Here is an 18,998-nt window from a genome sequence, read left to right on the forward strand (position 1 = left end):
AGCCAATGAGATTCCAGCAAGCGTGATCGAGAGCGAGCCTCCCGAACGCGATCCGGGGGTATCCGCCGACGATCCTGTGTTCGAGTCCTTCCTGCGCAACGAGTCCGCTGCGCTCGTCGGCTATCTGCGCAGCCGTCGACTCGATCCCGAGGATGCCCGCGACATCGCGCAGGAAGCGCAGATGCGCCTGCTGCGTTATCGCGGCCAGGATGCGGAGATCTTGCGCCCGCTGCTGTACCGGATCGCATCGAACCTGCTGCGCGACCGCTGGCGGCAGCAATCGACACAACGGGTGACCTGGATCGGCCAGAGCACCGACGCCGAGACCGTCGCCACCGAAGACCCCGGCCCGGATCAGCTGGCAGCGCAGCAACAGGAACTCGCCCGCGCCAAGAGCGCGATCGCGGCGCTGCCCGCCCACTGCCGCGGGGTCTACCTGCTCAACCGGATCGAGGGCATGAGCTACACCCAGATCGCCCGCCACATGGGTGTGTCGGTCAAGGCCGTGGAAAAGCAGATCAGCAAGGCGCTCGCCCTGTTGCGCCAGGCGATGGACAGCCCCGGCGGCAGCTGAGCCGACATCTGCGGTCGCCCATGGCGCGCCCGCAGCCACTGCGGCGACCACACCGCTCGCACGTTGTGCGGATCGAGTTGTCTTCTGTCCGCCGACATCGGCATCGCCGTGGTCAGGCGCACCCACCCTCGGTCCCGCATCGCAGCGCGTCCGCGATCCCGGCGTCCGCGTCGAGCCGCGCATATGCGTGACCCAGTTCGGCGACCACGGCCGGCGTCTGCGCGAGCGACCCGAACACCGCGTCCAACGCGAGAAACCGGTCGACATCCAATGCCGCATCGCCGGTGCACGCGCGTCCGATCTCGCGCAGCGCCACGTCCATCGGATCGACCAGCACGATGCCGGCCCGCGCCTGCCGACGCACGAACAGCAGCCAGGCCGCCACCGGCAGGCACAGCCCGTCGATCGGGCGACCCGCTGCGTGCGCATCGCGGAGGGTGCCGAAGATGCGCACCGGCAACTTCTGCGACCCGTCCCATGCGATCTGCGACAGCAGATGGCGGATGTCGGGATTGCGGAAGCGAGCGAGGATGGCGCTGATGTAGGCATCCGGCGCAAGACCCGCGACGGCGTCGAGCGTCGGCGCGATGGCCTCGCGCATGAGGCGCTCGACGAAACCGGCCAGCAGCGGCTGGCGCATCGCGTCGGCCACGGTCTCCTCCCCCATCAGGATGCCGAGGTAGGCGAGCGACGAATGCGCGGCGTTGAGCAGCTTGAGCTTGGCGCGATCGTGCCCGGCGATGTCGCCGCTGAGCAGCACACCGACGCGTTCGAACGGCGGCCGCCCGTTGCAGAAGCGGTCCTCCACCACCCACTGCGTATAGGGTTCGCGCTGCACCGGCCAGGCGTCGTGCAGGCCGAGCGCGGTATCGACCCGGGCGCGCAGCGCAGCGTCGGTGGCCGGGGTGATGCTGTCGACCATCGAACGCGGAAAGCTGGCATGGGTATCGATCCAGTCCGCCAGCGCGGGATCGACGCCGCGTGCGTACTGCACTGTCGCCCGCTGCAGGCGGCCACCGTTGTCGGCGAGGTTGTCGCAGCTGAGCACCGTGTAGGCCGGCAGGCCGAGCGCACGCCGCCGCGCCAGGCCGGCGACCACGTAGCCGATGGCGCTGACCGGCGCCTCCGGGGTGGCGAGATCGTGGGCGATGTCGGCATGGGCGAGATCCAGTCCGTCGTCGGCCAGGCAGTAGCCCTTCTCGGTCACGGTGAGCATCAGCAGCCGCACATCCGGATTCGCGAGGCGCGCCAGCACCGCCTCGCGTTCGTCGGTCGCGCACAGGACCTCGCGCAGGGCGCCGATCACGCGCAGCGACGGTCCGCCGTCCATCAGCGACAGCGTGTACAGGCCGTCCTGCGGCCGCAGTGCGTCGCGCACGTCCGGGTTGCGCAGCGAGACGCCGCAGATCGCCCATTCCGGCGCGTCTTCCAGCAACGCGTCGAGATACGCGGCCTGATGCGCGCGATGGAACGCGCCCACACCCAGATGAACGATGCCGATGCGCGTGCACGCGCGGTCGTAGGTCGGCCGTGCGACCGTCGGCGGCAGGTTCACGAGCGTGGCCTCGGACAGACGTTCGTCCGGGATCATCGCTCGTCCCGCGCGTAGGGCCCGAGCGTCGCGCCGACGAAGCCACCCGTCCGCTCGGTGCTCAACACCGTTGCATCGGCGTCGCGCAACAGCCATTGCCAGTCGCCGTCGCCGGTCGCGTAGGCGAACGCGATGCGTCCTTCGTCGCCCGCGATCTTGAGCCGCATGTCCGTGGCCGTGGCGACGACCTGGGTGGCCAATGTCTCCACCGGCCGGTCGACGCCGGTCGCACGCTCGACGAAGAGCTCGAGGGCCCCCGTTCCAGCGCGGCGCATCCCGAGGAAGTACCAGTGGTTGCCGCTCTGGAACGCCGCCATGCCGGCGGCGATGCCGGTCGCGGGTGCGGCCAACGCCGTGCTCGCCTCGAACACCAGGTGCTGCTGCCGGCGCGCCAGGAACGAGGGGTTGCCCAAGGTGTCCAGCCCCTCGGGCAGGGGATGGATCGCGAGGCGACCGGGATGCGAGGCAAGGTCCGCCCAATCGTGCCGGGGCACGCGGACGAACATCCACGCGCGCTCGAGCGTCGGCGCATCGAACGCGTCGCGCCAGGTGAAATTGCCGGTCATCGGCGCCTGCTCCGCGGGGCGCGCCATCCACGACGGCGCCGGCAGCACGTACGGAACGGGCGCATCGGGCGGCAGGATCGAAGGCCACCCGTCCTCCCAGGTCACCGGCAGCAGGAAGGTCTCGCGCCCGGTGTTGTAGTGCGACACGTCGTAGTTCCGACTGGCGAGGAATACCGCCCACCAACGGCCGTCCGGGCCTTCCACCAGATCGGCGTGGCCTGCGTTGGTGACCGGCAGGTCGCGCGTTTCGGGCAGGTCGCGCTGGGTGAGGATCGGATTGCGCGCGTACGGGATGTACGGACCCCAGACGTCCCGGCTGCGCAGCACCACCTGCGAGTGCTGCGGCCCGGTACCGCCCTCGGCGTTGGACAACACGTACCAGCCGTCGACCTTGTAGATGTGCGGCCCTTCGATCCAGATCGGGTTCTCTTCCGGCTTCACGCCCCCGTCGACCAGCACCTCGCGCGGCCCGAACGGCTGTAGGGTGTCGAGGTCGAAGGCCTGCAGCCAGATCGCGCGATGGCCGTCGTAACGCGGCGGACCTTCCGGCTCGTCGTTGTTGAGCAGGTAGGCGCGGCCGTCGTCGTCGAAGAACAGCGAGGGGTCGATGCCACCGATCTCCGGCAGCCAGACCGGGTCCGACCAGGGACCGGCGGGATCGCGGGCGGTGACGATGAAGTTGCCGCCGTTGTCGACCGCCGTATTGACCACGTAGAAGACGCCCTCGTGGTATTCGATCGCCGGCGCGAACACGCCACGCGACAGGCCGAGGCCGTCGAAGTCGAGCTGGTCCGGCCGGTGGATGGCGTTGCCGACCTGGGTCCAGTGCACCAGGTCCTCGCTCTCGAACACCGGAATGCCGGGGAAGTAGGTGAACGTGGAATGCACCAGGTAGAACTTGCCGCGCGCGGCCACGATGCTCGGGTCGGAATGGAAGCCGGCCAGGATCGGGTTGCGGAAATGCCCGTCCGGCAACGGCGCGTCGAAAGCGCGGTCGCGTCCGGTGTACTCGAACCAGTCGTACAGCACCGGCGGTGCGGCGGGCGTGGTCACGGCGGCGGGCGGGCCGGCACCGGCCGCGGGCGCCTGGGTGGCGAACGCCAGCGCGCCGATCATCGCGCCATGGCCGAGGACCCGTCGCAGCATGCGGGACTGCCGTGCGAGCGCCGCACGGATGTCCTCGCGGATCGTCGGGCGGGTTCCCAGGTCGCGTGCGCGCGCGCGCGCACGGTCAGCCACGCGCTCGTCCGCCTTCTGGTGGATGGTGTTCATGCGTGCGGTCTCCATGGCGGTCACCAGTCCCACATCGCGCCGTCTTCCAGGCGGGCGATCGGCAGTTGCTTCGGCGCGTAGGGATATCTCGCCGCCAGCGCCTCGTCGATGTCGACGCCGTGTCCGGGCGTGTCGCCCACGTGCAGACGGCCGTCGCGGAAGACGTAATCGTGCGGAAACACCGCGTCGGTCTCGTCGCTGTGGAACATGTATTCCTGGATGCCGAAGTTCGGCACCCAGGTATCGAAGTGCAGCGCCGCGCCCATCGTCACGGGCGACAGGTCGGTCGCGCCGTGGAAGCCGGTGCGCACCTGGTGCAGGGCGGCGAAATCCGCCAGCCGGCGGATGTGGGTGATGCCGCCGCCGTGCACGATCGTGGTGCGGATGTAGTCGATCAGCTGGCGCTCGATCAGGTGCTTGCAGTCCCAGATCGAGTTGAACACCTCGCCCACCGCCAGCGCGGTGACCGAATGCTGGCGGATCAGCTCGAACCCGGCCTGGTGCTCGGCGGGCGTGGCGTCCTCCAGCCAGAACAGCCGGTACGGCTCGACCGATTTCGCCAGCCGCGCGGCTTCGATCGGCGTGAGCCGATGGTGGACGTCGTGCAGCAGTTCGATGTCGGCGCCGTGATCGGCGCGCAGACGCTCGAACAGCTTCGGCACCACGTCCAGATAGCGTGGCGTGTTCCACACCGTTTCCAGCGGCAGTGCGCTCTCTGCCGGCTCGTAACCCTTCGCGTTCGAGATGCCGTAGGCCTTCTTGATCCCGGGAACGCCGCACTGCGCACGCACCGCCAGGAACCCCTGCTCGATGAAGCCGGCGACCGCGTCGCTGGCTTCCTCGATGTCGCGGCCGTTGGCGTGTCCGTAGACCAGCGCACCCTCGCGCGACCGCCCGCCCAGCAGCCGGTACAACGGCATGCCGGCCATCTTGCCCAGGATGTCCCACAGCGCCACGTCGACCGCGGCGATCGCGCTCATCGTCACCGGGCCGCGCCGCCAGTAGGCACCGCGATACAGGAACTGCCACAGGTCCTCGATGCGCCCGGCATCTCGCCCGATCAGGTTGGGCGCGACGTGGTCGCGCAGGTACGACGCGACCGCCAGCTCGCGGCCGTTGAGCGTCGCGTCGCCGATGCCGTGGACACCCGAGCGGGTGACGATCTTCAGGGTGACGAAGTTGCGCCCCGGACAGGTCACGATGACCTTCGCCTCGACGATCTCGCGATCGCGGCCGGAGCCGGCGCGGGGGGCGCCGGTGGACGGCACGGCGGGGGACGTATCGGGGGACGTGGTCATGGCATCGTGACTCGCTGTCGAATGACGGAGGTTGGCGCCGCCGCCCCGCTCGGCGCGTGGGCGATCTTCGGTGCGGCCCGTGCGGCGCCGCTCATCGGGCCGCGCGCCCGATCGCGATCTCGAACGGGCCGACCGGCACGCCGGCGCGATCGAACAGATTGACCATCGGACTGTCTGCCCAGGCGTGGCGGACACGGACCGGGGCGGACACGTCGGCCGCGCGCAGTACCACGGTGTCGCCCTGCACACGGGCGTCGGCATAACGACAGCTGCCGGCCGCGGCGCCGCACAACTCGAATCCGACCGGGGCGGCGGCGCCGTGCACGACCAGGCCGCCGTCGATCCCGGCGAACCCGACCACCACCGCATCCCCCTCGCGCCGGGCCGAGCGGGGCGTCGGTCCGCTCGCCGGCACCGGATCGGCGTACACGACATGGCGCGCGGCACGCGCGAGCCGACGACCGAGCTCCTGCTTGTTCGGCGGATGGATGTCGTAGCGGTCGCCGATGTCGATCGCCACCGCCAACGCGCTGGCGGCATCCTCGTCGGCCACTCGACGTTGCGCCTCGCGCAAGGTCGCCCAGTCGCTGTCGCCGGGCGCGAAGGACGGCTGGCCGTAGTTCGCCAGCTGCACCACCAGGAACGGCAGCTGCGAACCGAATCGCGAGCGCCAGTCGTCGCGCAGCACGCGCAACCGATCCGCATAGGCGTCGGCCTCGCCGGTGTCGGATTCGCCCTGGTACCAGAGCGCGCCGCGCAGCGCGATCCCGGCGAGCGGCGCGATCATCCCGTTGTAGAGCGTGGACAGCCCTGCCGCGTCCTGCCAGGGCGCACGCGGCGGCCAGTCGCGGCCGGGCGCGACGCGGTAGCGCCAGCCGCCGTCGAGCGGCACCGATGTCCCATCGTCGAACTGCAGTCGATGCGCGGTGGCGGGTCCGGACAGGCCCCCGTCGCGATAGGTATCGAGCACCGCCACGACCACGGTGTTGTCACCTGCGCGCAGCAGCCCCGGCGGCAGTGCGTACGCGCGCGCAAGACCGGCCCCGTACGTACTGCCGACGGCGGTGCCGTTGACCCAGGTCGTATCCATTTCGTCGGCCGGGCCCAATGCCAGCACGGCCTGCCGGGCCGCCTGCCCGGCCTCCAACTGCACCGTGGTGCGGTACCAGACCAGACCATCGTAGTCGGCCAGGTCCGGCAGCCCCCACTGCTCCCACGCGCCGAGGTCGCGTGGCGCGTCCAGCCAACCGTCGCCGATGCCGGCATCCGACGCCGCGCGCCATGGCGCATCGTCGGCGGCGACGCCCTCGCGGTCGTGCCACCACCCTGCCCAGATCGCCCCCCAGCGCGCGGCCGCGGCCGCGGGATCGCGGCGATACAGATCCAGCACGCCCAGCGCGTCATCGTCGGCACCGGCCTCGCGCAGGGCGTCGCCGCTGGTCCAGGCCTGGATGCGCGAGCCGCCCCAGGCCGCGCTGATCAGCCCCATCGGCACGTCCACGGTCTCGCGCAGCGCGCGCGCGAAGTAGAAGCACGCCGCGGAGAAGTCGCGCACGCTGTCGGGCGACACCGTGCGCCACGCGACCGGCGCCCCGAACCCCGCCTGCGGGGACGGATGGCCGACCTGCGGAACGGTCAACAGGCGGATCGCGTCCGACCCCGCACCGGCGATTTCGGCACGCGCGTCGAGCGAGCGCCACACCTGCAGCTCCATGTTCGACTGTCCGGCGCACAGCCAGACATCGCCGACGAGCACGTCCTCGACGCGTTGCTCGGCGGTGTCGGTGCGCACCTGCAGGACATGCGGGCCGCCTGCGGGCAGGGCCGGCAGCGTCGCCTCCCAGTGCCCGCCCGCATCGGCATGTACGTCGCCGAGCCGATCCGCCAGCGCCACCCGGACCCGCGTCCCGGGCGGCGCCTGTCCGTGGATCCGCAGGGGCCGATCGCGCTGGAGCACCGCATGGTCCTGGAACACCGGATGCAGCAACGACGACGTGCCGGCGGTCGCCTGCCCGTCCGCGGCCTGGAGCGTCGGCGCGGCGGCCGGCAGCAGCAGGGCGAAGACCAGAGCCACCGTACGCCCGGTCCTGCGCCCCGGCACCGATGCCTGCACGCGCGACGGTGCGACGCGCGTCGCGCTCACTGGGTGTCCCCCGGTGCGTAGGGAAACGCCAGCGAGCGGTAGTACGACAGCGGCTGCGGTGGGGGTTCGACGCCCGCAGCCAGCGGCCGCTGCGAGATCGACTGGAAGTAGGCGATACTGGCATCGCGCCACCACTGCGCTTCCTGCTCCTGGATCGCGAGGAAGGCGGCCACCTGGGCATGACGCGCCGGATCGACGCGCTCCGCCAGGCCCTCCCACGTCGCGCGCATGCCGCGCACCGTGGCGACGCCGCGGTCGTACCGATGCACCAGCTCGTCCCACACCGTGCGCCCGGATGCGGTCGGGCGATCCCAGGAGACGTGGTGGAACCACAGCAGGAACGCTTCGGGCGTGCGTTCGACATCGTCGAACAGGTCCGCCACCGGCGGCGCGTATTGCGAGACCGCGTCGCTGCCGCCGCGGGTCCGGTCGAATCCGATGCCTTCGGCGGTGGCCCGATGGAAATACACCGAGGTCCAGTCCGCACGCGGGCCGCCGTCCACCCAGGGGCCAGGACCGTAGTGGTGGCCACGCCCCATCAGGTGATGCAGTCCCAGCGCGCCGGTGTAATCCACCACCGCCTCGCGCGAGACCATCATCATGTCGACCACCGGCGTCACCAGCCCGGCGTCGTTGCCGAAGGTCATCCGTGTCCACTCCTCGGCGATGTCGCGCGAGGACAGGTCGGGATTCCACGCCAGCCGGCCATAGGCGTACCAGTTCGCCTGGTCGAAGTGCGAGCCGCTCCAGTTGCGGTCGGTGCCGATGTTGGCGACGCCGGCGATACCGGTGAGCCGGCGTCCGCCGGATTCGTCGTCGTACAACGAGCCGTCGAGCACCCGCGCGACGGTCGAGCCCTCGCCCCGGACCTGCGTATCGGCGCGCAGCACCTCCTCGTACAGCGGTCCCTTGAAAGCCAGATGGGTGGCGAAGCCCAGATATTCCTTGGTGATCTGGAATTCCATCATCAGCGGCGTGCCCGGCATCGCACCGAACAGCGGATGGAACGGCTCGCGCGGCTGGAAGTCGATGGCGCCGTTCTTCACCTGCACCAGCACGTTGTCGCGGAACTGTCCGTCGTGCGGTACGAACTCGTTGTAGGCCTGCTTGGCGCGGTCGACCGGCTCCTCGTCGGAGTACACGAACGCACGCCACATCACGATGCCGTCGTGCGGGGCCAGCGCGTCGGCGAGCATGTTGGCGCCGTCGGCATGCGAGCGACCGTAGTCCTGGGGTCCGGGCTGACCTTCGGAATTGGCCTTGACCAGGAACCCGCCGAAATCCGGAATGCGCGCGTAGATCTCGTCCGCCTTGCCGCGCCACCACGCCTGTACGGCGGCGTCGAGCGGATCGGCCGTCGGCAGGCCGCCGATCTCCATTGGTGCACTGAAGCGCGCGCTCAGATAGACGCGGATGCCCCAGGGACGGAAGGTGTCGGCCAGCACCCGCACCTTGTCCAGGTACATGGGCGTGAGGATCTGCGCGTTGGCATTGACGTTGTTGAGTACGGTGCCGTTGATGCCGATCGAGGCATTGGCGCGCGCGTAGTCGGTGTAGCGTGGATCCACCCAGCCCGGCAACCGGTGCCAGTCCCAGATCGACTGGCCGGCGTAGCCGCGCTCCACGTGACGGTCGAGATCGTCCCAGTGATTGAGCACGCGGCGCTGCAGCCGCGGCGCCTCGCGCAGGTTCAGCGCATCGAGCGGCTGCCCGGTCCGCAGCAGACGCAGGAAGGCGAAGGTGCCGTAGAGCGTGCCCACGTCGTGCGCGGCGGCGATCACCGTGACCGGTCGGCCTGCGACGGTGACGCTGCGGATCAGATAACCCTCGTCGCCGAGACCGTCGAGATCGAGCCCGAGTGCGGCGATGTCCGGCGACGAGGCCGGCGTGCCGACCAGCAGCGCGCCATCGCCAGCGTCCGGCACGGCGGATGGCGCATCCGGCCCAGACGCGCCGACGAGGCCGCGGATCAACTCGTCGCGTGCGGCGCGCTGGGTCGGCGTGGCGACCGGTGCCGACACCCTGCCGGCGCGTACGGCGGCGATGTCCGGTGCTGGCGTATCGCCCTGGCGCAGCCAGAGGTCGTAGCCGTCGTCGGCGCGCGCCGGTGCGCCGGACAGCATCGCGACGACCACGAGCGAGGACGCCACCCAGGCCAGCCACCGCATCGGAACATCCCTCAAGGACCGGTGTCCGCGCATCCGCGCGGACGGTTCGCATGCTCCCGTCACGCTCTCCCTCCCCAGGTATCGATCTCGTGTTGTCGAGCACCGAACGTATGTCGGCGCCGTGGTACGCACCTGTTGCCGGCGCTTGTGGTAACGGTAACATCGCGGATCCGAGGCCGTCCACACGCCTTGGAAGCCACGATGCATGACCCCATTGCAACCCGATACGGCAAAGACCCGGCACGGCACGGATCCGGGATGCGATATCGACACGATCCAGCCACCACGACGCGCTTCAAAGGGCGGCGCGCGTTCTAATATGGTCCGTCGCCGGCCCGGTGCCGGTCGATGTCAGGCAACCACAGGACGAACGTGTTGAACGACAAGAAATCGGTCAGGCGCAGGGGACGTGCCGCCACCATCCACGAGGTGGCGCGACACGCGGGTGTGTCGCCGATGACGGTATCCCGTGTGGTCAACGGCAACAGCAACGTGCGCCCGGCCACCCGCGAACTGGTGATGCAGGCCGTGCGCGAGCTGGACTACACCCCCAACCCCGCCGCGCGCCAGCTCGCCGCCGCGCCCGGCATGCGCATCGCCTTGATCTTCACCAACCCCAGCAGCGCCTATCTGAGCGAGCTGGTCGTCGGCGCGCTGCGCGGCGCGTCCAAATCCGCGGTGCAGCTGGTGATCGAGGCCTGGGATCCAGCGGATGTCGAGGCCGAACGTGTGGCGGCACGGGCGCTCGCCCGCAGCGTATCCGGCGTCATCCTTCCGCCCCCGCTGTGCGAGTCCGAAGCGGTGGTCTCGGAGCTGACCGAAGCCGGTACGCCCACCGTGGCGATCGCCTCCGGACGGTCCCACGAGGACGTCTCCTGCGTGCGCATCGACGATCACCAGGCCAGCCGCGAAATGACCGCTCACCTGATCGCGCTCGGTCACCGGCAGATCGGCTACATCCAGGGCGCGCCGAACCAGACCGCCAGCGAGCGCCGCTACGAGGGTTTCCGTGCGGCGCTGGAGGAAGCCGGCATCGCGCTGGATGCCAAGCTGGTCGAACCCGGACGCTTCACCTATCGCTCCGGCCTGGACGCGGCGGAACGCCTGCTCGCGCGCAAGCAACGACCGACCGCGATCTTCGCCAGCAACGACGACATGGCCGCGGCGGTCGTTTCCGTGGCCCATCGGCGCGGTCTCGACGTACCGCGCGACCTCTCGGTCGTGGGCTTCGACGACACGTCAGCCGCCACCACGGTCTGGCCGGAACTGACCACGATCCGACAGCCGATCGCGGCGATGGCGGAATCCGCGGTCGACATCCTGGTGCGCGGCATCCGCCGGCGCGAGCGCGATTCCAAGCTGCTCATCGTCGATCACGTGGTGGCGCACCAGCTGGTCCGGCGCGACTCGGTGGCGACGCGAAAGGCGGTCTCTCCGAAGCGGAAGTGATGCCGGCGCCGGGAGGCCGCCAAGTCGACGCCGGCCGACACCTCCTCACCCTCTCCGAGAGAGGATGAGGGCATCACGCGCGGCCGCTGCCCGCTGCGCCCTCAACCGCCCGGCGGGCACCTTCTCCCGCTCACGGGAGAAGGACGGCCGTCACCGCTGCAGGTACTGGTTGACCAGGTTCTCGTACTGCTCCTGCCGGCCACTGCGTTGCGTCGGCTCGCCGGCCTTTTCGGCCAGATCGCGCAGTGCGGCCAGATCCAGCGCGCCATCCGCGAAGGCCTTGCCCTCGCCGGCATCGAAGCTGGCATAGCGCTCGCGACGCCAGCCTTCCCACGGCGAATCCGCCAGCAACGCATGGGCGACCTCCAGGCCGCGGGCGAACGCGTCCATGCCGCCGATATGGGCCATGAACAGATCGGCGGGATCGGTCGATTCGCGCCGCACCTTGGCATCGAAGTTCAGTCCACCCGGGGCCAGCCCACCTTGTCGCAGCACCACCATCATCGCGCCGACGGTGTCGTAGAGATCGGAGGGGAACTGGTCGGTGTCCCAGCCGTTCTGCGGATTGCCGCGGTTGGCGTCGATGCTGCCGAGCAGGCCGGCATCGGCGGCGACCTGCAGGTCGTGCTCGAAGCTGTGGCCCGACAGCGTGGCGTGGTTGGCCTCGATGTTGAGCTTGAAGTCGCCGTCCAGGCCGTGCTCGCGCAGGAAGCCGGTGCAGGTTGCGCTGTCGAAGTCGTACTGGTGCTTCATCGGCTCCATCGGCTTGGGCTCGATGAGGAAGTTGCCCTCGAAGCCGATGCTGCGGCCGTAGTCGCGCGCCATGGTCAGGAAGCGCGCCATGTGCGCCAGCTCGCGCTTCATGTCGGTGTTGTGCAGGCTGGCGTAACCCTCCCGGCCGCCCCAGAACACGTAGTTCGCGCCGCCGAGCTCGACCGTGGCGTCGAGTGCGTTCTTGACCTGCACCGCCGCGCGCGCGACCACGGCGAAGTCCGGATTGGTCGAGGCGCCGTTCATGTAGCGCGGGTGCGAGAACAGGTTGGCGGTGCCCCACAGCAGCTTCATGCCGGTGGCTTCCTGGCGCGCCTTGGCCAGACCCACCATGTGCTTGAGGTTGCGCTCGTAGGTGGCGATATCGTCGGCATCCGGCGCCAGGTCGATATCGTGGAAGCACCAGTACGGCACGCCGAGCTTGGTGAAGAACTCGAACGCCGCGTCGAGCTTGGCTTCGGCGCCGGCCAGTCCACCGCCGACCGCGTCCCACGGATACGCACGGGTGCCCGGCCCGAACGGATCGCTGCCGTTGCCGCAGAAGCTGTGCCAGTAGCAGACCGCGAAACGCAGGTGCTCGGCCATGGTGCGGTCGCCGATGCGCTTGCCGGCGTCGTACACCTTGAAGGCCAGCGGGTTGTCGGAGCCGCGGCCCTCGAACGGGATCGCGTCGATGCCGGGGAAGTAGGCCTGGTTGCCGATGAAAGGTGTGCTCATGGAGAAGATGTCCGTGTCGGAAGGAGGAGGGCGGATCGCGGATGCGATCAGGACGCGTAGAGCGGCCGGATCGCGTCGAGATGGGCGAGAAAGCGCCGGTAATGCGCCTGGTAGGTGTCGTGCGCATCGGCGCGCGGGCGTGCGGACAGGCGGGGATCCAGACGCACGTGCGCGGCGACCAGCGCGGGCAGATCGGCCTGCGGATCGGTCGCGCGCTGACTGGCCCAGAGCGCCTGCAGGGCCGCACCGAATGCCGCCCCTTCGGCCTGCTCGGGCACGTCCACCGGCAGGCCGAACAGGTCGGCGGCCATCTGCCGCCACGCCGCGCTGCGGCTGCCGCCGCCGGTCAGGCGGATCGCATCGAAGTCCATGCCGGCACCGGCGAACGCGTCGTAACCGGCGTGCAGGCTGTAGAGCGCACCTTCCATTGCGGCGCGGTAGAGGTTGGCCGCGGTGAGGTTGGTGGAGGTGATGCCGAACAGGCTGCCACGGCCGTTGGGCAGATCCGGGGTGCGCTCGCCGTTGAGGAACGGCAGCATCAGCAGGCCGTCCGCGCCGGGCCGCGAATCCTGCATGCGGGCATCACCGTCGCGGCTGGCGAAGCCGCACAGGCCGGCCACCGTCTCGGTGGCGACGGTGCAGTTCATGGTGCAGATCAACGGCAACCATCCACCGGTCGAATCGCAGAACGCCGCCCAGCGGGCGTCGGCGTCGACCATCGGGCGATCCGCGTACGCGAACAGCGTGCCTGAGGTGCCGAGACTCATGCTGAGCACGCCGGCGGTCACGTTGCCGGTGCCGATCGCGGCCATCATGTTGTCCCCGCCACCGGCCGAGACCCGCACGTTGCGCGGCAACCCGAGCGTCTGCGCGGTCTCCGCGCGCAACGGAAACGTCGCGTGGGCCTCGACCAGCGGCGGCAGGCAGGCCAGGAGATCGCGATCGGGATCGGTCGCGGCCAGCATCTCGGGCGACCAGTCGCGGCGGCGCACGTCCAGCCAGCCGGTGCCCGACGCGTCGCCGCATTCCATCCACGCCTCGCCGGTCAGCCAGTGGTTGACGTAGTCGTGCGGCAGCAGGATCGTCGCCAGCCGCGCATAGGCCTGCGGCCGGTGCTCGCGCGTCCACGGCAGCTTGGAGGCGGTATAGCCGACCAGGATCGGATTCCCGGCCCGCTCCACCGCACGACCCATGCCGCCGGCGGCGGCCATGATCCGCGCCGCCTCGACCGTGGTGCTGGTGTCGCACCACAACTTCGCCGGTGCCAGCACGCGACCGGACGCATCCAGCGGCACGAAGCCGTGCTGCTGGCCCGAGACGCCGATCGCCTCGACCCGCGCTCGCTGCTCGGGCGTCAATGCGGCGAAGCAGGTGCGCACCGCGTCGATCCACCACTCCGCGCGCTGCTCGCGGCTGCCGTCCTCGCCCGCAGCCAGGTCCAGCGGCTGGCCGTGCGTTGCGACCACCTGCTGCGTGGCCGGGTCGTAGGCCAGCAGCTTGACGCTCTGCGTGCCGATGTCCAGCCCGACATAGAGGCTCATGCGGACCCTCCCCGCTGCACGCGGGCCCCAGATGGCCGCAATGTCCGTCCGACGACCCGATGACGCGCTCTGCCCATGACACCCTCCAAGACGTCCTCGAATGATAGCGCTACCATTCATCGGCGTAAGAAAGCCGTCTCGTCGAGCCGGTTGCCCGGCTCCAAAGGACGGCGCCAATGGCCGCAATCTACCGCGTTTTTCGTTGAACGCCTTGCTGCGCTGCGATAAAGAACGCCCTGCCGGCATGCCGCCTGATGATGAGCGCTCACATCAGCCGCAACCCGTCGGACGCGAGCCGGAGCCGGTGACTGGGCGCGAGCGCATCGACGAAGGCCGCGTCGTGGCTCACCACCACCAGCGCACCGGGCCAACCGCGCAGCAGGGCCGCGAGCGCATCGGTGCTGTCGGCATCGAGATGACTGGCCGGCTCGTCAAGCAGCAGCAACGGCGCCGCGGGCCGGGCCCAGGCAGCGGCGGCGAGTGCCACCCGCATGCGCTCACCCCCGGACAGCGACGCCATCGGCCGACCGACGCACGCACCCCGCAGGCCCAGCAATGCGAGCCGCGTGCTCACCGCAGTCGCATCCAGACCGGTGCACGCCTGCAACCAGCTCGATGCATCCGCCGCAGGCGGCAGGACGGGATACAGCGCATCCAGCGACTGCACCGGCACATGCGCCAGCGCACGCCCCGCGGCGAGGCCGGTCTCACCGCGCAGCGCGCGCAGCAAGGTCGTCTTCCCGCTGCCGTTGTGCCCCTGCAGGGCGACCCGCACCGGGCCGGACGCGTGCCAGTCGAGCGGTGCCGCCGGCGTGGGGTTGCACGGGTGCGCGCGTTCGAACGACAGCACGCGCCGCCCGGGCGGCAACGCGACCTCGGCATCGAGGAAGACCGGTGCGTCCGCGGCCTGCACGGCAGCATGGGCGGTGCCGACGGCCTGCACCCCGGCCGCCAATCGTGCCTGCAACGCGTGCCGCTGCCGGCCGGCGCTGCGCTCGCTGCGTCCAAGGGCATGATCGAGCAACAGGGGCGATTGATTGACATCGCGACGTATGCGCCGGCCCTGTGCGCAGCGACGATCGATCCGCTCGCGCTCGCGCGCGGCCTCGCGATGCAGCCGGTCGCGTTCGCTGCGCGCGGCCGCCAGCGCGGCGTGCGCCTGTGCATCGCGCGCGGCGCGCATCGCCTGCCAGGCGGCGAGTCCGCCATCGACGTCCAGCAGGCCGTCGCCCCCCAGTTCCAGCAGGCGCGGCATCGGCGCCAGCCAGGCCGGGTCGTGACCGGCCACCAGCACCGCCCCCGGTCGTTCGCGCAGGCGCGCGCACCAGGCGGCGGAGGCGTCCGCGTCAAGCCATGTCCCCGGCTCGTCGAGCAGCAACACCTCGGCGTCCGACAGCCAGAGGCCGAGCAGGTGCAACTGCTGGCGTTGCCCCGCGGACAACCGGGCACCATCGCGTGTCATCGGCCAGCACGGGAGATCGACATCGGCCAGCGCCCGCTCCAGGCGTGCGACGAGATCCCAGTCGTCGGCCACGCGGCATACATCGTCGGGCGTCCCCTGCCCGGCCGACAAGCGCTGCAGGGCGTCGTAGCGCTCGCCCAAACCGAGCAGGTCCACGACGCGACCGCACCTGGCCGCCGCATCCTGCGGCAGCCACCCCACGCCACCCGGCACGGTGATGCCGCCCCCGCCAGCGGCGAGCAGACGCAGCAGGGTGCTCTTGCCCTGCCCGTTGCGGCCCACCAGCGCGCACGGCCCGGGCATCAGCGCGAGATCGAGGTCGGAAAACAGGATGCGGCCATCGGGAAGGATGGCGGACAGGCCTCTGGCCTGCAGAAGCGGAGACGGCATGCGGGCACTCCCGGCGCGACAAGTCGGTCCCGGCGGTGCGGGACGGCGAACGGTGTCGGGCTCAGTGGCGCATGCGGGCGAAACTCCGGTGGACGCAGGATGCGTGGCCGTCATGATACCCAGAGGCGCCCGGGCCGGGCTGAACGTCTGGACGCATGCGGTGCGTGGCATGCGACGTACCGCGCGACACCGGATGCCGCGCGATGTGCCGCTACACTATCCGCGTCATGAGTCCCGTCCTGCCCCTGCCCGAACCGGTCCTCCGCCATCGCGGACGCGATGCGCGCCCGGCCGGCGTCGAAATCGACAAGCTCGCCACGCGTCTGCGCCACCAGGTCGGCCGCGCGATCGCCGACTTCGGCATGATCGAAGACGGCGACAAGGTCATGGTGTGCCTGTCCGGCGGCAAGGACAGCTACACCATGCTCGACGTGCTGCTGCAACTGCAGAAGAAGGCGCCGGTGTCGTTCTCGATCACCGCGGTCAACCTGGACCAGAAGCAGCCGGATTTTCCCGAGCACGTGCTGCCGGACTACCTGCGTTCGATCGGGGTGGACCACCACATCATCGAGCAGGACACCTATTCGGTGGTCAGCCGCGTGGTCCCCGAGGGCAAGACGATGTGCTCGCTGTGTTCGCGATTGCGACGCGGTGCGCTGTACACGTATGCCGAGACGCACGGGTTCACCAAGATCGCGCTGGGCCATCATCGCGACGACCTCGTCGCCACGTTCTTCCTCAATCTGTTCTTCCACGCCAAGCTCAGCGGCATGCCGCCGAAGCTGCTGTCCGACGACGGCCGCCATGTGGTGATCCGGCCGCTGGCCTACGTGCGCGAGGACGACATCGCCGCCTACGCGCAGGCGAAGGATTTTCCGATCATTCCCTGCAACCTGTGCGGCTCGCAGGAGAACCTGCAACGCAAGCAGGTGCAGCGGATGATGGCGCAGTGGGAACGCGACACGCCCGGCCGGATCGAGACCATCGCCCGTGCGCTGGGCGACATCCGTCCGTCGCAGTTGTCCGACCCGAAACTGTTCGACTTCCTGTCCCTCGGACAGCCCCAGGACGCCGGCGCAGGACGCGCCACGCCGCCCCACGCGCCCGCGTGGCGGGCGGACACAGGCCGCGCGGATGGCGCGGCCGCCGAAGGCGCCTGATCCCGATGCGCGCGCCGATCGTGGCCGCATCTGTGCCGGCCGGGCCGATGCCGTGCCCGCGCGCACGGACGCCTCGCCCCGCCGCCCTCCCGGGACGGCACCGCTTCATCCCCTCTTCCCGAATCCGGTAATCCTCCCCCGATGTTCTTTCGCAATCTCACGCTGTTCCGCTTTCCGACCTCGCTCGACATCGACGCGCTCGACGCCGGTCTCTCGGAGGCCGCACTCAAGCCCGTCGGCCCGCTGGAGCTGTCCACCCGCGGCTTCGTCTCGCCGTTCGGCCGCCATGCGGACACCCTGTCGCACCGCATCGACGATGCGCTGTGGCTGACCGTCGGCGGCGAGGATCGCCTGCTGCCCGGCGCGGTGGTCAACGACATGCTGGCGCAGAAGATCGAGGAGATCGAAGCACGCGAAGGGCGCCGCCCCGGCGGCCGTCGCCGCAAGCAGATCAAGGACGACCTCGTGCACGAGCTGCTGCCGCGCGCGTTCGTGAAACCGTCGCGCACCGATGCCCTGGTCGACCTCAGGCTCGGCGTGTGCGCGGTCGATACCTCCAGCCGCAAGACCGGCGAGAACGTGGTCTCGGAGATCCGCCGCGCGCTGGGCAGCTTCCCGGCGCTGCCGCTCAACGCCGAGGTCGCCCCGCGTTCGGTGCTGACCGGCTGGATCGCCGGCGAGACGTTGCCCGAGGGCCTGTCGCTGGGCGAGGAATGCGAGATGAAGGATCCGGTCGACAACGGCGCGATCGTGAAGTGCCAGCGCCAGGATCTGACTTCCGACGAGATCGCCCGTCACCTGGAGTCGGGCAAGCAGGTCAGCAAGCTCGCCCTGGTGCTCGACGACCACGTGTCCTTCGTGCTCGGCGACGACCTGGTGATCCGCAAGTTCAAGCTGCTCGACGGTGCGGTCGACCAGCTCGAACAGACCGATGCCGACGACATCGCCGCCGAGCTCGATGCGCGGTTCGCGTTGATGAGCGGCGAGTTCCGCCGCCTGTTCGCCGTGCTCGAGCCCGCCCTGAAGTTCAGCAGCGCCGAAGCCTGACCCCGGTCGGCGGCGCCGCCGCCGGCCTTTCCGGAAGTCCCGAATGCCCACGTCCCTGCGCCGCCTGCTCGGACCCCGCCCGCCGCGCCCCGGCGTGCTGCGCGACACCGTCGCGCTCGCACTCGACGACGGTCGCGTGCTCGACGTCATGCGCGTGCGCGACCCGCGCGCCAAGCGCATGCGCCTGTCGGTGGCCGAACGCGGTGCGCGCCTGACCCTGCCACCCTCGGCCAGCCTGCTGGCCGGCGAGCGCTTCCTGCACGAACATCGCGACTGGCTGGTCGCCCAGCTCGACGCCCAGCAGGGCGAGGGCGTCGCGCCATTGCAGCCGCACGGCACCACCCACCTGCCGCTGCGTGGCCGGATGCTGCCGCTGCGCTGGTGCGAGGCACGCTACTCCCGTCTCGTCGCCGAAGACGACGGCGACGGCCTGCGCTTCGACCTGCCCGCGCGCGCGGGCGCACCCGCCCTGCGACGCGCGCTGCGCGACTTCTACGAAGCCGAGGCGCGCGCCGATGTCGGCCGCTGGCTGCCGCGCTACCTGCCCGGGCTGCCGGTCGCGCCATCGCGCATCCGCATCCGGCCGATGTCGTCGCAGTGGGGATCGCTGGCGCCCAACGGCACCCTGGCGCTCGACCTCTCGCTGGTGCTCGGCCAGCCGGCGGCGTTCGAGTACGTGCTGGTGCACGAACTCTGCCACCTGATCCATGCCGATCATTCGCGCGCGTTCTGGCGCGAAGTCGAAGCCCGCTGCCCGGACTGGCGCCTGCAGCGCGATTTCTTCCACACCGAGGGCCGGCGGCTGAAGAGCGCGCTGCACGTGCTGCTTTCGGAATAGCCGCGCCGTTT

13 protein-coding genes are annotated in these 18,998 nt (G+C 70.4%); 5 read left to right on the forward strand and 8 right to left on the reverse strand.

Features of this window, described 5'->3' with window-relative positions:
* Positions 1 to 22 precede the first annotated feature (22 nt).
* On the forward strand, positions 23 to 574 hold the full coding sequence (locus RG19_RS17345; protein WP_058835918.1) for an RNA polymerase sigma factor: 552 nt from the start codon (positions 23 to 25) through the stop codon (positions 572 to 574).
* A gap of 112 nt (positions 575 to 686) precedes the next feature.
* Here the strand turns inward: RG19_RS17345 and RG19_RS14650 are convergent, their stop codons facing one another.
* The 5 genes from RG19_RS14650 to RG19_RS17920 all read right to left on the reverse strand — a co-directional run bounded on the left by RG19_RS14650 (position 687) and on the right by RG19_RS17920 (position 9,612).
* Positions 687 to 2,165 carry a mannitol dehydrogenase family protein gene (locus tag RG19_RS14650; protein ID WP_058835919.1) on the reverse strand — a complete coding sequence of 493 codons (1,479 nt, stop codon included), beginning with the start codon at positions 2,163 to 2,165 and terminating at the stop codon, positions 687 to 689.
* Positions 2,162 to 3,847, reverse strand: coding sequence for a glycoside hydrolase family 43 protein (locus RG19_RS14655; protein WP_425599731.1), 1,686 nt, complete (start codon positions 3,845 to 3,847; stop codon positions 2,162 to 2,164). Before RG19_RS14655 ends, RG19_RS14650 begins: the two co-directional genes overlap by 4 nt.
* 176 nt (positions 3,848 to 4,023) lie before the next feature.
* Entirely contained in the window at positions 4,024 to 5,301 is a 1,278-nt protein-coding gene (gene manD / locus RG19_RS14660) for a D-mannonate dehydratase ManD (RefSeq protein ID WP_058835920.1), read from the reverse strand.
* Between the two features lie 91 nt (positions 5,302 to 5,392).
* The gene (locus tag RG19_RS17915; RefSeq protein WP_425599732.1) at positions 5,393 to 7,402 is read right to left on the reverse strand and encodes a sialate O-acetylesterase; all 2,010 of its coding nucleotides are present in this window, start codon (positions 7,400 to 7,402) and stop codon (positions 5,393 to 5,395) included.
* Between the two features lie 38 nt (positions 7,403 to 7,440).
* Positions 7,441 to 9,612 carry an alpha-glucuronidase family glycosyl hydrolase gene (locus RG19_RS17920; protein ID WP_058835921.1) on the reverse strand — a complete coding sequence of 724 codons (2,172 nt, stop codon included), beginning with the start codon at positions 9,610 to 9,612 and terminating at the stop codon, positions 7,441 to 7,443.
* Between the two features lie 348 nt (positions 9,613 to 9,960).
* Between RG19_RS17920 and RG19_RS14675 the strand changes: the two genes are divergently transcribed.
* A complete protein-coding gene (locus RG19_RS14675; protein ID WP_058835922.1) occupies positions 9,961 to 11,061 on the forward strand; it encodes a LacI family DNA-binding transcriptional regulator in 1,101 nt (366 codons plus the stop codon).
* Between the two features lie 150 nt (positions 11,062 to 11,211).
* On the opposite strand, the gene xylA is transcribed toward RG19_RS14675, so the two are convergent.
* The 3 genes from xylA to RG19_RS14690 form a co-directional block, all read right to left on the reverse strand.
* Positions 11,212 to 12,549, reverse strand: a complete 1,338-nt coding sequence (gene xylA, locus RG19_RS14680; RefSeq protein ID WP_058835923.1) for a xylose isomerase — start codon at positions 12,547 to 12,549, stop codon at positions 11,212 to 11,214.
* Positions 12,550 to 12,596: 47 nt separating this feature from the next.
* The gene (xylB, locus tag RG19_RS14685; RefSeq protein ID WP_058835924.1) at positions 12,597 to 14,090 is read right to left on the reverse strand and encodes a xylulokinase; all 1,494 of its coding nucleotides are present in this window, start codon (positions 14,088 to 14,090) and stop codon (positions 12,597 to 12,599) included.
* A gap of 265 nt (positions 14,091 to 14,355) precedes the next feature.
* A complete protein-coding gene (locus RG19_RS14690; protein WP_058835925.1) occupies positions 14,356 to 15,942 on the reverse strand; it encodes an ATP-binding cassette domain-containing protein in 1,587 nt (528 codons plus the stop codon).
* A 227-nt stretch (positions 15,943 to 16,169) separates the two neighbouring features.
* Here RG19_RS14690 and ttcA point away from each other — a divergent pair, with 227 nt between their 5' ends.
* The 3 genes from ttcA (at position 16,170) to RG19_RS14705 (ending at position 18,987) form a co-directional block, all read left to right on the forward strand.
* On the forward strand, positions 16,170 to 17,102 hold the full coding sequence (gene ttcA, locus RG19_RS14695) for a tRNA 2-thiocytidine(32) synthetase TtcA (protein WP_058835926.1): 933 nt from the start codon (positions 16,170 to 16,172) through the stop codon (positions 17,100 to 17,102).
* Positions 17,103 to 17,243: 141 nt separating this feature from the next.
* Complete coding sequence (locus RG19_RS14700) at positions 17,244 to 18,149, forward strand: recombination-associated protein RdgC (RefSeq protein WP_058835927.1); 906 nt, start codon at positions 17,244 to 17,246, stop codon at positions 18,147 to 18,149.
* Positions 18,150 to 18,192: 43 nt separating this feature from the next.
* Complete coding sequence (locus RG19_RS14705) at positions 18,193 to 18,987, forward strand: M48 family metallopeptidase (RefSeq protein ID WP_058835928.1); 795 nt, start codon at positions 18,193 to 18,195, stop codon at positions 18,985 to 18,987.
* Positions 18,988 to 18,998 lie beyond the last annotated feature (11 nt).

The organism is Luteimonas abyssi (assembly GCF_001482195.1).
Classification (GTDB): Bacteria; Pseudomonadota; Gammaproteobacteria; order Xanthomonadales; family Xanthomonadaceae; genus Luteimonas; species Luteimonas abyssi.

Coding starts and splice junctions, on each gene's coding strand:
- ttcA (WP_058835926.1), top strand. CDS start 16,170: ATGAGTCCCGTCCTGCCCCTGCCCGAACCGGTCCTCCGCCATCGCGGA.
- RG19_RS17920 (WP_058835921.1), bottom strand. CDS start 9,612: ATGCGGTGGCTGGCCTGGGTGGCGTCCTCGCTCGTGGTCGTCGCGATG.
- RG19_RS14700 (WP_058835927.1), top strand. CDS start 17,244: ATGTTCTTTCGCAATCTCACGCTGTTCCGCTTTCCGACCTCGCTCGAC.
- xylA (WP_058835923.1), bottom strand. CDS start 12,549: ATGAGCACACCTTTCATCGGCAACCAGGCCTACTTCCCCGGCATCGAC.
- RG19_RS14690 (WP_058835925.1), bottom strand. CDS start 15,942: ATGCCGTCTCCGCTTCTGCAGGCCAGAGGCCTGTCCGCCATCCTTCCC.
- RG19_RS14655 (WP_425599731.1), bottom strand. CDS start 3,847: ATGATCGGCGCGCTGGCGTTCGCCACCCAGGCGCCCGCGGCCGGTGCC.
- manD (WP_058835920.1), bottom strand. CDS start 5,301: ATGACCACGTCCCCCGATACGTCCCCCGCCGTGCCGTCCACCGGCGCC.
- RG19_RS14650 (WP_058835919.1), bottom strand. CDS start 2,165: ATGATCCCGGACGAACGTCTGTCCGAGGCCACGCTCGTGAACCTGCCG.
- RG19_RS14705 (WP_058835928.1), top strand. CDS start 18,193: ATGCCCACGTCCCTGCGCCGCCTGCTCGGACCCCGCCCGCCGCGCCCC.
- RG19_RS14675 (WP_058835922.1), top strand. CDS start 9,961: ATGTCAGGCAACCACAGGACGAACGTGTTGAACGACAAGAAATCGGTC.
- xylB (WP_058835924.1), bottom strand. CDS start 14,090: ATGAGCCTCTATGTCGGGCTGGACATCGGCACGCAGAGCGTCAAGCTG.